The sequence below is a fragment of the Prauserella endophytica genome (assembly GCF_005146945.1).
Classification (GTDB): Bacteria; Actinomycetota; Actinomycetes; order Mycobacteriales; family Pseudonocardiaceae; genus Prauserella_A; species Prauserella_A endophytica.
Genome location: NZ_SWMS01000003.1, coordinates 355826 through 367619 on the forward strand (window position 1 = coordinate 355826; position 11794 = coordinate 367619).

Below are 11794 nucleotides of genomic sequence, written 5' to 3' on the forward strand. Positions count from 1 at the left end.
CGACCCACGACGTGGTTTTCCGGAGTCTTGCTGTGCCTCTTGTCATCTACCTGCTCGGACTTGCGGTGTTCGCCCAGGGCACGTCCGAGTTCATGCTGTCCGGACTGCTGCCGGACATCGCCGCCGACCTGCGGGTGTCGGTTCCGGCGGCGGGATCGCTGACCTCGGTGTTCGCCGTCGGCATGATCGCCGGCGCACCGCTGCTGGCGATCGCGAGCCTGCGCTGGTCGCCACGGCGAGCGCTGCTGACATTCCTGATCGCCTTCGTGCTCGTGCACGTGGTCGGCGCGGTCACCCCTAGCTTCGGGGTTCTGCTCGCGACCCGTGTGCTCGCGGCACTCGCCAATGCGGGGTTCCTCGCCGTCGCGCTCGCCGTGGCGACCAGGCTCGTCGGTCCGGACGCCAAGGGGCGGGCCACGTCGGCATTGCTCGGCGGGGTGACCCTGGCGTGTGTGGCGGGGGTGCCGGCCGGTGCGCTGCTCGGTCAACTGTGGGGCTGGCGCTCCGCGTTCTGGGCGGTGGCCCTCGTGTCGGTGCCCGCGGTGTTCGCCATCCTGCGGTCGGTTCCCGGCGACCGAGGCGAGGACGCGCCGCCCAGCGCGCGGCGCGAGCTGCGGGCGCTGCGCCGTCCCCGGTTGCCGGTGACCCTGCTGCTCGGCGCGCTGGTGAACGGCGCGACGTTCTGCGCGTTCACCTACCTCGCGCCGCTGGCGACCGACGTCACCGGATTCGCGCCGGGCTGGGTTCCGGCGCTGCTGGCGGTGTTCGGCATCGGCTCGTTCGCGGGGGTGACCCTCAGCGGCCGGTTCGCCGACACGCACCCGCTGCCGTTGCTGGTGGCGGGAGGGCTCGCCCTGCTGACCGGCTGGATTGCGTTCGCCATCGTGGCCGCCAACCCGGCGGCGGCCGTCGTGCTCCTGTTCGCCCAGGCGACGCTGTCGTTCGCGGTCGGCTCGACCCTGATCTCCCAGGTGCTCTACGCGGCACCGGAGGCGCCCACGCTCGGCGGCGGGTTCGCCACGGCGGCTTTCAACGTCGGAGCGGCCCTCGGGCCGTGGCTCGGCGGCGTCGCGATCGGTGGCGGTCTCGGTTACCGGTCACCGATCTGGGTCAGCGCGGCACTGGTGGCGACGGCGCTGCTGTGCGGCGCGCTCGCCGTGGGGTTGCGGCGGCCTGCCACCGTGCCAACGGCGTAGCGCGGACGGTCCCCGGCCGCCGAGCCGGGGACCGTCTCACAGGCCGGTCAGCGGCTCCGCGGCGTACGCCTGGTGGAGCAGCTCCAGCAACCGCGGAGCCTCGGGCAGCGCCACGGGTCCGATCCGGTTCACGGCGACCCCGGGCGTCCAGGAGTTCATCACCACGGCTCCCTCCAGTGCGCGAACGTCCGCGGGCGTGACGGCCGCCGTTCGCTGCGGCACGCCCAGCCGGTCGAGCTGCCTGCGGACGATGCCCATCGTGGTGCCGCCGAGTACGTCCGCCTCCGGCCACACCACGGCGTCGCCGTCCCAGAAGGCGAGGTTCCAGATCGTGGCCTCGCTCAGCCGTCCCCGGCGATCGACGAACGCGGCGTCGTCGAAGCCCTCCGCGACGGCCTGGCGGAGGAAGTACGTCTTGGCCACCTCGCCGACGTGCTTGATCCCGGGCAGCACCCGTTCGTGTTCGACGGTCAGCAGCGCCAGCGGCCCGGCCGGCCCTGAGGCGGGTGGGCCTGTGCGCACCAGCAGTTCGGGGGCGACATCCGGGTCGCCAAGGGTGAACTCGCCCTCCGGCGAGAACACCGTGGCCGTCGCCGACGCGTCGGCGGGACCGTTCTCCACGGCCGATCGCAGCCGGGACCGCACGATGTCGTCGGGCAGCGCCTGCCCGAAAAGCCGGATCGACGCGCGGCGCAGTCGCGACAGGTGGAGGTCGAGGCCGCGGACCCGGCCTCCGCGCACCTGAAGGGCGGTGAAGTGGGCGTAGCCGGCGAAGGCCAGCGGGGTCAGGTCCGAGGCGGTCGCGGTCCGGCCGTTGCGGTGGGCGACGAACGAGGTCATGGCCGCACGCTAAGCGCTCACACCGGTGTGAAGGTCAAGTTCTGCGGCTGGCTCCGTGATAAGGGGCATTATCACGGAGCCATGCTTTAGATCAGTTTCGCTGATTCGCGTGTCGCGTTACAGGTTTGAGTATCGCGTCCGCGAAACTATTTGACGTGGAGAACGGGCTGGTGACCGCCGAGGAGACCGAGGAAGACGCGCAACCGGAGCCGGTGTGCGCGCTGGAAGGCTGCGACAACCCGCTGCCGCCTCCGTCGGTGGACGAGAACGGGCGGCGCAAGGGTGGGCGGCCGTCGTCGTACTGCTGCAAGGCCCATGCCGACGCGGCGTCGCGGCAGCGCAGGGCGGCCCAGACGGCCGCAGTGGTGGACCCGCTGGTGGAGCTGCGGAGGGCCGCCGAGGTGTTTGGACCCGCTACGGGACCCGTATTCGACGCTCTCCGGGACATGACGGCCCGGCTGGAGGCCGCCGAGCAGGGTGCGATCGCCCAGGTGCGGCAGGCCGAGGAGCAGGCGGTGGCGGCACGGACCCAGGCTGAGGACGCTCTGCGTCGCGCCGAACAGGCGGAACGGGCGAGAGACCGGGCACTGGCCCAGGCCAGGGACGACAGGGCCGCGCGAGCGGAGGCGGAGAAGGCGGCACAGCGGGCGGCGGCCGAGGCCGAGCAGGTCCAGCGCGACGCGTGGGCGCGTATCGCGCAGCACGAACGCGCGCGGGGTGCGGCCGAGTCGGCCGCCACGGCGAGCGCGCAGGCCCGTGACGAGCTGGCTCACCAGCTCCGGGCCACTCGGCAGCAGCTCGACGAGGCGCGCGACGACCGGGCCGCGCTCGCCGACCAGCTGGAGGTGGCGCGTGCTGAGCTGCGCGACCTGACCAGCGCCCACACCCTGGCCAGCGAACGGCTGGAGGCCGCGACCGCCCGGCTCACGGCCGCCGAGGCATCGCTCGAGCACGCCCGGCGGGATCTCGCCGAGTCGCGGCAGGAGAACGCGGCCCAGCGCGAGCAGCTCGACCACGTCCGTGGCGAGCTCGCCGAGCAACGCACCGCCACGCGGCTGGCGGAGGCCAGTGCGCAGACGGCCGAGCGGTCGCTCGCCGCCCACGAGGCGCGGCTGGCCGAGCTGGGGGAGCAGCTCGCCCAGGCCCACGCCAGGGTCGACCGGCTGCTCGCGGAGCGGGCCGATCCCGCGCCTGCGGAGGACGGGCCGCCGGAGACGTGACGAGCTTGTGTCAGTTGCAGGTTACGTAAACCTATGGTTACATAGGCGTCGTGACCACGGACGTTTTCGCGGTACTGGCGGATCCGCATCGTCGGCGGGTGTTGGAGCTCGTCGCGGCGCGCGAGCGCACGGCGGGGGAGCTGGCCGCCGAGTTCGACGTGAGCAGGCCTGCCGTGTCGCGGCATCTCCGCGTGCTCAAGGAAGCGGGCCTGGTCACCTGCAGGCAGGACGCCCAGCGCCGGATCTACCGGCTCGACCCGGGCCCGCTGACGGAGGTCGCGGGCTGGGTCGACCGCATGCGCGGGTACTGGGCTGGCCGGCTCGACGCACTGGAAGACCATCTCGACGCGAACCCGGAGGTACCGAATGCGTCCCGTTGACAGAGCCCCGCTCGACGACCTGAAAGGCACCATCGGTCTCGGGCCGGACGGCGCCTGGCAGATCCGGTTCGAACGGCGGCTGCGGCACTCGCCCGAGCGGGTGTGGCAGGCCCTCGTCGACCCGGACGAGCAGGGGCGCTGGCTGCCGGGCGTGACCATCGACGCGCGGGTGGGCGGCGTCGCGGTGTACGACTTCGGCGAGGAGGGCCGCGCGGAGGGCACGGTGCGGGCGGTGGAGCCGCCGTCGGTGCTGGAGCACTCGTGGTCGTGGCCGGGCGAGGAGGACTCGGTCGTGCGGTGGGAGCTGCGAGCCGAGGACGACGCCACGGTGCTCGTGCTGTTGCACCGCCCGGTCCGGCCCGAGCCCGCCGTCCACTACTGCCTCGGCTGGCACGTCATGCTCGATGCCCTCGACGCGCACCTGGGCGGTGGCGAGCCGGCCGAGCCCGACTACGACCACCTCGCGTCGCTCTACGCCTAGAACGCAGCCGGCGGGAAGCTGGGCCGCCGAATTATGTGGCGAACTTCCGGCGGGGGGCGTTGCCGGTCCGCCCAAGTACAGCCCAGTACGAGGACGAACCGGCGCCTTGCCAGCGGAAACCCGGATCCACCGACTCAAGCAACAGACTCCCGGCGGAGGGCACTAGCGTCCGGTGTCGTGGCGGTCGAAGTCGATGGTGTAGCCGAGTTCGACGTCCTGCCGCTCACTGCCCTCGCCCGCGACGGTCAGCTGCGCCGTGGCGGGGGCGTAGCCGGTGGCGATGATCGTGTACGCGCCGACGTCGAGGTCACCGAATCGGTAGCCGCCCTCGGCGTCGGTGAGCGTCACGCCCACCACCTGGCCGTCCACGTCGAGCAGGGTCACCTGCGCCTCGGCCACGGCCTGCCCGCTCAGGCCGGAGCGGACCGTGCCGAGCACCTGGCCCGCCGGGGCCAGCTCGACGTCACGGGAGAGCTGATCGCCGTCGACGAGGGAGACCGGCACGGCCTGCGGCCGGTAGCCCCGCGCGGTGACGGCGAGGGTGTAGCTGCCGCCGATGACGTCCGGGAACTGGTACCAGCCGTCGCCGCCGCTGAGCCCGGAGCTGAGAACGTCGCCGCGTGCGTCGGTGAGCACGACGGTCGCCCCTCCGACCGCGCGGTGACCCGCACCGCGGATCCGGCCGCTCACGGCACCGGCCCCGGACAGGGCGAGGTCCCGGCGCGCCGGTGATCCGGTCAGCTCGACGGTGTGGGCCACGGGCTGGAGGTGCTCGGCGGCGGCGATGAGGACGTAGCGGCCCGGCGCTGGCGCGGTGACCAGGTAGCTGCCGGTGGGGTCGCTGCGCTGGAGGTCGACCTGGGCGCCGCTGCCGTCGGTCAGCGTGAGCGACACGCCGTCGACGGGCTCGCCGCCCGCGGTAACCACGCCGTACATGGCGAGCGGCGCGCGCTCGGCGAGCACGGTGGACCTCGGCGCAGGTTCGCGCCCTGCTTCCGGTTCCGCTTCCGGCGAGGGTTCCGCGCCGGTGTCGAGGGTGCTGCGCAGCGGGGTCTCCTTGAGGAACAGCACCGCGAGCAGCGTCACCACGGCGACGATCGCGGAGATGAGGAAGATCGTGCCGGTGCCGTCGCCGTAGGCCGCACGGAGCGCTTCCCTGGCCGCGGGAGGCAGGGAAGCGAGGTCGAGCGAACCTCCGCCTGCCCCGCCGTTACCGCCGCTGACCTCGTTGGCGAGCACCGCTCCGAGCGCCGACACGCCGGCCGAGCCGCCCAGCGTCCGGAAGAACGTCACGACCGCTGTCGAGGAGCCCATGTCGCGCATGCCCACGGTGTTCTGCGCGACGAGCACGAGGTTCTGCATGAGCGCGCCCACGCCGATGCCCATCAGCGCGAGGTAGCAGCCCATGAGGGTGAGGTTGGTGGTGTGGTCGATGGTGCTCAGCAGGAACAGGGCGGTCACGAGCAGCACCGAGCCGCCGATCAGGAACGGCTTGGTCCGTCCGATGCGGGACACGATCTGGCCGCTGATCGTCGAGGAGAGGAACAGCCCGAGCACCATCGGCAACGTCATGAGGCCGGCGTGTGTGGGGGAGTAGCCGCGGGCGATCTGGTAGTACTGCGCGAGGAAGACCGCACCGCCGAACATCGCTGTGCCCACGGCGAGCGTGCCCAGCACCGACAGCGAGAAGGTGCTGTCGCGGAACAGCCGCAGGGGCACCACCGGCTCGCGGACCTTCGTCTCGACGACGAGGGCCAGCGCCAGCGCCACCGCCGCGCCGCCGATGAACCACAGCGTCTCCGGCGACCACCACGCGAAGTTCTTGCCCGCCAGTGACACCCAGATCAGCAGCAGTGCCACGCCACCGACGATCAGGGTCGCGCCCAGCCAGTCGATCTTGACGTCGCGCTTGATGACGGGCAGGTGCAGTGTCCTGCCCAGGACGATGAACGCGAGGATCGCGATCGGCACGCACACCCAGAAGCACCAGCGCCAGCCGAGCGCAGAGTCGACGATCACGCCGCCGAGCAGTGGGCCCGACACGGTGGCGACCGCGAACACCCCGCCGATGTAGCCGGAGTACTTGCCGCGGTCACGGGGCGCGATCATCGCGGCCATGACGGCCTGGATGAGCGCCTGCAAGCCACCCATGCCGACGCCCTGCAGCGCGCGGTAGGCGATCAGCTCGGGCATCGACTGCGCGAACCCGCCGAGCACGGAACCGACGGTGAAGATCACGATGGCGAGCTGGTACAGCAGCTTCTTGCTGAACAGGTCGGAGAGCTTGCCCCAGATCGGCGTGGTGGCCGTGGAGGTCAGCAGCATCGCGGTGACGACCCACGTGTACTGGTTCTGGGTGCCGTCGAGATCGGCGAGGATCGTCGGCAGCGCGTTGGAGACGATCGTGGAGGAGAGGATCGCCACCAGCAGGGCGAGCAGCAGACCGGTGAAGGCTTCCAGGATCTGCCGGTGTGTCATCGGCTCGGTGGCCGGGGCGTGTGCGGGCGCGGACGTAGTGAGCTCCTTGTCGAGAGACTTCGGGGTTCTCTCGAGGGTAACTCAGAAAACTTGTGTGCTGCAACTACATATTCGGCCCGTCGCTGTCCAGCACCTCGTCCACTCCGCTCAAGCCCAGCTCAGCGCCCTGCCGGTGCTTGCGGGCGAACCCTTCCGCGCCGAGCGCGGCGGTGGCCGAGGCCGTGATCCGGTCGACGTCGTGACGCTCCGCAACGGGCAGGGGTGCGCCCACCGAGGTGCGCGCGGCCTCGGCCATGCCGAGCAGCGACGCCGCGCGCGCGGGCTCCCCGCCGAGGACGGCGGCGCCGGCCAGCCCCTCCAGCGCCAGCGCGATGGCTCGGGGATCGCCCACCCGCCGGGCCACCGTCAGCGCGGCCCGGTGTCGCGACCCGGCCAGCGCGACGTCACCGCGCTGCTCGGCGACGAAACCCAGCTCCGCGAGCACGAGCGTGCTGCCGGGCTCGAACTCCACCAGCCGGTGCCAGTCCAGCAGGACGTGCAGGTGCCGGTCGGCCTCGTCGAGATCGCCCGCCTTCCTGGCGCCGAGGGCGAGCCCGGTCCTGGCGTACATCTCGCCCGGCGCGAAGCCCTGCTCCGCCGCCAGCCGCATTGCCCGCTCGTGCAGCTCACGGGCCTCCCGCAGGTCCCCGGTCAGCAGCGCCGTCCGGCCCAGCCACGACAGCTGGTACGACAACTCGGGCCACAGCCCGAGCTCCTCGGCGTCGCGCAGGCTCTCGCGGAACCGGCTCCGCGCCGCGTCGTAGTCGCCGCGGATCTGCGCAAGCGCGCCGAGCGCGAACGACGCCTGCAACCGGCCCCAGCGCTCGCCCAGCTCACCGAACAGCTCCGCGGACTCCTGGGCAGCCCGCTCCGACTCGTCCAGGTGGCCGAGCGAGAGCAGGTGCCCCGCGCTGTCGGCCAGCGCCGCCGCCGTGCCCCAGCGGTCCCCGAGCGCGCGAAACCCCGCGAGAGCGGCTCGGTTGCCACGCCTGCCCGCGTGCAGATCGCCCACCGTGCCCAGCACATAGCCGAGGAACCAGAGCGCCCGCGCCCGCACCGCGGCGTCGGGAATCGCCTCGGCCGCCGCGAACGCCGCCTGGTCCGCACGCTCACCCGCGAGCACAGCCAGTCCCGCCGCCCAGGCCGCCGCGCCGCCGCGCGACGAGTGATCGGCCCCGCCCGCCAGGGCCAGCGTCATGCGCAGCGACCGCCGCGCCTCGCCGATGCGTCCGCGCAGGAACCAGTACCACGTCATCGCGTTCACCAGCCGCAGCGCGGCCTCGGCCTCGCCGAGCCGGACGAACGTGTCGAGCGCGGCCCGGAGGTTGGCCGACTCGGCGTCTAGCCGGTGCAGCCACCGCTGCTGGTCACGACCCCGCAGCAGGGGATCGGCGCGCGCGGCCAGCGCGGCGTGGAACCGCGCGTGCCGCAGCCGTACCCGGTCAGCCTCGCCCGCGTCGTCCAGCCGGTCGAGGCAGTACGCCAGCACCGATTCGAGCAGCCGGTAGCGGGGGCCCACCACGCCCTGTTCGGCGACCACCAGTGACTTCTCGACGAGCTTCGCCAGCAGGTCGAGCACCGAACCCGGCTCCACCCCGTCGCCCGCGCACACCGCCTCGGCCGCGTCGAGCCCGCAGCTTTCGGCGTGCACCGCGAGCCTGCGCAACACCACCCGCTCCGGCTCGGTGAGCAGCTCCCAGCTCCAGTCGATCATCGCGCGCAGCGTTCGCTGCCTGGCCGGTGCGTCGCGAGGGCCGCCGGACAGGAGCCGGAACCGGTCGTCGAGCCTTGCCAGCAGCTCGTCCACGCCAAGCGCGCGCACGCGCGTGGCGGCCAGTTCCAGCGCGAGCGGCAGGCCGTCGAGCCTGCGGCAGATGGTGGCGACCGCGTGCACGTTCGCCGGGGTGAGCGCGAACCCGGGTGCTCCGGCCGCGGCCCGGTCGACGAACAGCCGCACGGCGCTGAACTCGCGCACCGACGGGAGCACCTCCTCGGCAGGACGAGCCGGGTCGAGGTGCCCCTTCGCGGGGATGCCGAGTGGCGGAACCGCCCACAGCACCTCACCGCCCACCCCGAGCGCCTGCTGGCTGGTCGCGAGGATCCGCAGCCGGGGCGCGGCCCGCAGCAGGCGCGCCGCCAGCTCCGCGACGGGCTCGACGAGCAGCTCGCAGTTGTCGAGCACGAGCAGGACGTCCCGGTCCCGCACCGCGTCGGCGATCCTCCCGGTGAGGTCGGGGCCCGGGCCGGAGTCCTGCCGGACGCCGAGCACCGCCGCGACCGCCTCGGGCACCCACTCGCCGCCACCCGCGCCCTGGCAGGGGTGGCGGTCCAGACCGGCCAGCTCGACGAACCTGACGTCGTCCGAAGTGGACTCCGCGATCCTGGTGGCCGTCTCGAGGGCGAGCCGGGTCTTGCCGACCCCGCCGGGTCCGGTGAGGGTGACCAGGCGCGCGGAGCCCAGCGCCGCCCGCACGTCACGTACCGCGTTCTCCCGGCCCAGCAGCTCGGTCAGCGGCACCGGCAACGCGGCCCTCGGCACGGCGGGCGGCGGGAGGTGCAGCGTGGGGTCCTGATTCAGGATCGCCTGGTGCAACGCGACCAGCTCGGGGCCCGGTTCCAGGCCCAGCTCCCCGGCAAGGCGCCGCCGCAGCTCCGCGTAGCTCTCCAGTGCCTCGCTCTGCCGCCCAGCGCCGTAGAGCGCACGCAGGTGCAGCGCCCTGAGCCGCTCGCGCAGCGGGTGCCTCGCGACCACGTCGCCCAGCTCGCCCGCCAGCGCCGCGTGCTCGCCGAGGGCCAGCCGCGCGTCGGCGTGGTCCTCCAGCGCCGCCAGCCGCTCCTGTTCGAGGCGCTGGATCACCGGAGCCGCGAACGGCTCGTCGGCGAACTCGGCGAGCGCGGGACCCCGCCACAGCGCGAGCGCGTCGGCGAGCAGGGACGCCTTCTGCTTGGGGTCGGCGCTCCGGCGTGCCTGCCCGGTCAGCGCGCGGAACCGCTGAACGTCCAGCAGGTCGCCGTCGAGCCGGAGCCGATATCCGGCGTCGTGGCGGACCACCAGCGCCTTCGCGCCCGGCTCCGCCGCCTCCAGTGCGCGGCGCAGCTGCGACACCTTGGTCTGCAGTGTGTTGCCCGGATTGCCGGGAAGCCGATCGCCCCAGAGGTCGTTGGCCAGCCGGTCGACCGAGACGGGCCGCCCCTCGTGCACGAGCAGGTTCGCCAGCAGCGCCCTGACCTTCACCTCGGGCACGCGGACGGCCGTGCCGTCGTCGGTCCAGACCGCAAGCGGCCCCAGCACGCCGAATCGCACGAAACCGACACTAGCCAAGGCCACCGACGAAACCGGGCCGTGCGCGAACCCGCAGCCGATCGTGCGCGGGGACCGGCACCGTCGGAGCATGACCGAAACCGACAGACCGGCGGTGACCGTGCTCGGGCTCGGCGCGATGGGCACGGCGCTCGCCGAGGCGCTGCTGGCGGAGGGCCACCCGGTGACGGTGTGGAACCGAACCGCGACAAGGGCGGACCCGCTCGTGGAGCGCGGCGCGGCCCGTGCGGCGACCCCCGGCGAGGCGATCGCGGCCAGCTCGCTCGTGCTCACCTGCCTGCTCGACTACGCCTCCGTACACGAGGTTCTCGACGAACACGGTGACGCGCTACGCGGCCGCGTGCTCGCCAACCTCACCAACGGAACCCCGGCGCAGGCGCGGAGGTTCGCCGAGTGGGCAGCCTGCCACGGCGCCGACTACCTCGACGGCGGCATCATGGCCGTCCCACCGCAGATCGCCACCCCGGAAGCGTTCCTGCTCTACAGCGGATCCAGGGCGGCGTTCGACACCCACCGCGGCACACTCGCCGTTCTCGGCGAGTCGCACTACCTCGGTGAGGCGGCGGGACTGGCCGCGCTGCACGACATCGCCCTGCTCAGCGGCATGTACGGCATGTTCGCCGGGATCGTCCACGCGTTCGCCGTCGTCCGCGCGGAGGGCACGCCCGCAGCGGAGTTCGCCCCACTGCTCACGCGCTGGCTGAGCGCGATGGGGGGCTGGGCGCACGCCGCGGCAGGGCAGATCGACAGTGGCGACTACACCACCGGCGTCGTGTCCAACCTCGGCATGCAGGCGGCGGGCTTCGCCAACCTGATCCGCACCGCCGAGGAACAGGGCCTCAGCCCCGAACTGCTCGCCCCGTTCGGCTCGCTCCTGCGGCGGCGCGCCGAGGCCGGCCACGCGCGCGAGGACATCACCGGAGTCATCGAACTGCTCAGGAAAGGAAACCCCGCATGACCACGACAACCGACGTGACCCTGATCGGCCTGGGACCGATGGGCCAGGCGATGGTCCACACCTTCCTCCGGCACGGCCACTCCGTGACGGTCTGGAACCGCACGGCGAACCGGGCCGACGACGTGGTCGCCGCCGGAGCGGTCCGCGCGGACAGCCCGGCAGCGGCGCTCGCGGCGAGCGAACTGGTGGTGCTGAGCCTGACCGACTACCGGGCCATGTACGACATCCTCGGCTCCGCGACCGACGCGCTCGCCGGGCGAGTGGTGGTGAACCTCAGCTCCGACACTCCGGCCAGAACGCGGGAGGCATCGGCGTGGCTGGCCGGGCACGGCGCCGCCCTGATCGCCGGTGGCGTGATGGTGCCCGCGCCGCTGGTGGGCACCGAGAACGCCTACGTGTTCTACAGCGGCCCGAAAGAGGTCTTCACCACCCACGAGCCGGTGCTGCGGCTGCTGGGCAGGCCCGACTACCTCGGCGAGGACCCGATCCTCGCGCAGCTCTACTACCAGGCACAGCTGACGATCTTCCTCACGTCGCTGTCGGCGTACCTGCAGGCCGCCGCGCTGATGGAGGCGGAAGGCGTGCCACCGCGGGAGTTCCTGCGCTATGCGGTGGACAACTTCGACACGATCTCCCCGTTCCTGGCCGAGACCGTGGAGGAGCTGGAGAAGCGCAGCTACCCGGGTCACCTCAGCACGGCGACCATGATGGGCGCGACCGCCGACCACATCGTCGCGGCGAGCAAGGAGGCCGGCGTCGACGTCGCGCTGCCGGAGGCGATCAGGTCGCACTACGACCGTGCCATCGCCGCCGGGCACGGCAACGACAACTGGACGAGCCTGTGGGAGGTCGTCAGGGCACGGGGCTGAACACGTGCGGG

At 72.8% G+C, this 11794-nt stretch carries 9 protein-coding genes; 6 read left to right on the forward strand and 3 right to left on the reverse strand.

Features of this window, described 5'->3' with window-relative positions:
• Positions 1-32: 32 nt before the first annotated feature.
• Positions 33-1196 (forward strand): Cmx/CmrA family chloramphenicol efflux MFS transporter, encoded by a 1164-nt coding sequence (locus tag FCN18_RS08805; protein ID WP_112270464.1) that lies wholly within the window; start codon positions 33-35, stop codon positions 1194-1196.
• 36 nt (positions 1197-1232) lie between these two features.
• Here the strand turns inward: FCN18_RS08805 and FCN18_RS08810 are convergent, their stop codons facing one another.
• A complete protein-coding gene (locus tag FCN18_RS08810) occupies positions 1233-2036 on the reverse strand; it encodes an aminotransferase class IV family protein (RefSeq protein ID WP_137094327.1) in 804 nt (267 codons plus the stop codon).
• Between the two features lie 155 nt (positions 2037-2191).
• Here FCN18_RS08810 and FCN18_RS08815 point away from each other — a divergent pair, with 155 nt between their 5' ends.
• The 3 genes from FCN18_RS08815 to FCN18_RS08825 are packed head-to-tail and all read left to right on the forward strand — an operon-like array spanning position 2192 to position 4117.
• Entirely contained in the window at positions 2192-3256 is a 1065-nt protein-coding gene (locus FCN18_RS08815) for a coiled-coil domain-containing protein (protein WP_137094329.1), read from the forward strand.
• A 50-nt stretch (positions 3257-3306) separates the two neighbouring features.
• Positions 3307-3636 (forward strand): ArsR/SmtB family transcription factor, encoded by a 330-nt coding sequence (locus FCN18_RS08820; RefSeq protein WP_137094331.1) that lies wholly within the window; start codon positions 3307-3309, stop codon positions 3634-3636.
• Complete coding sequence (locus FCN18_RS08825; protein ID WP_137094333.1) at positions 3623-4117, forward strand: SRPBCC family protein; 495 nt, start codon at positions 3623-3625, stop codon at positions 4115-4117. Before FCN18_RS08820 ends, FCN18_RS08825 begins: the two co-directional genes overlap by 14 nt.
• Before the next feature lie 162 nt (positions 4118-4279).
• On the opposite strand, the gene FCN18_RS08830 is transcribed toward FCN18_RS08825, so the two are convergent.
• Positions 4280-6595 carry an MFS transporter gene (locus FCN18_RS08830; protein WP_137094336.1) on the reverse strand — a complete coding sequence of 772 codons (2316 nt, stop codon included), beginning with the start codon at positions 6593-6595 and terminating at the stop codon, positions 4280-4282.
• Positions 6596-6698: 103 nt separating this feature from the next.
• On the reverse strand, positions 6699-9938 hold the full coding sequence (locus tag FCN18_RS08835; RefSeq protein ID WP_137094338.1) for an AfsR/SARP family transcriptional regulator: 3240 nt from the start codon (positions 9936-9938) through the stop codon (positions 6699-6701).
• Positions 9939-10026: 88 nt separating this feature from the next.
• Here FCN18_RS08835 and FCN18_RS08840 point away from each other — a divergent pair, with 88 nt between their 5' ends.
• Entirely contained in the window at positions 10027-10914 is an 888-nt protein-coding gene (locus FCN18_RS08840) for an NAD(P)-dependent oxidoreductase (RefSeq protein ID WP_137094340.1), read from the forward strand.
• Positions 10911-11783 carry an NAD(P)-dependent oxidoreductase gene (locus FCN18_RS08845; RefSeq protein ID WP_112270450.1) on the forward strand — a complete coding sequence of 291 codons (873 nt, stop codon included), beginning with the start codon at positions 10911-10913 and terminating at the stop codon, positions 11781-11783. The genes FCN18_RS08840 and FCN18_RS08845 overlap by 4 nt, the downstream gene beginning before the upstream one ends.
• Positions 11784-11794 lie beyond the last annotated feature (11 nt).

Coding starts and splice junctions, on each gene's coding strand:
- FCN18_RS08845 (WP_112270450.1), top strand. CDS start 10,911: ATGACCACGACAACCGACGTGACCCTGATCGGCCTGGGACCGATGGGC.
- FCN18_RS08825 (WP_137094333.1), top strand. CDS start 3,623: ATGCGTCCCGTTGACAGAGCCCCGCTCGACGACCTGAAAGGCACCATC.
- FCN18_RS08810 (WP_137094327.1), bottom strand. CDS start 2,036: ATGACCTCGTTCGTCGCCCACCGCAACGGCCGGACCGCGACCGCCTCG.
- FCN18_RS08840 (WP_137094340.1), top strand. CDS start 10,027: ATGACCGAAACCGACAGACCGGCGGTGACCGTGCTCGGGCTCGGCGCG.
- FCN18_RS08830 (WP_137094336.1), bottom strand. CDS start 6,595: ATGACACACCGGCAGATCCTGGAAGCCTTCACCGGTCTGCTGCTCGCC.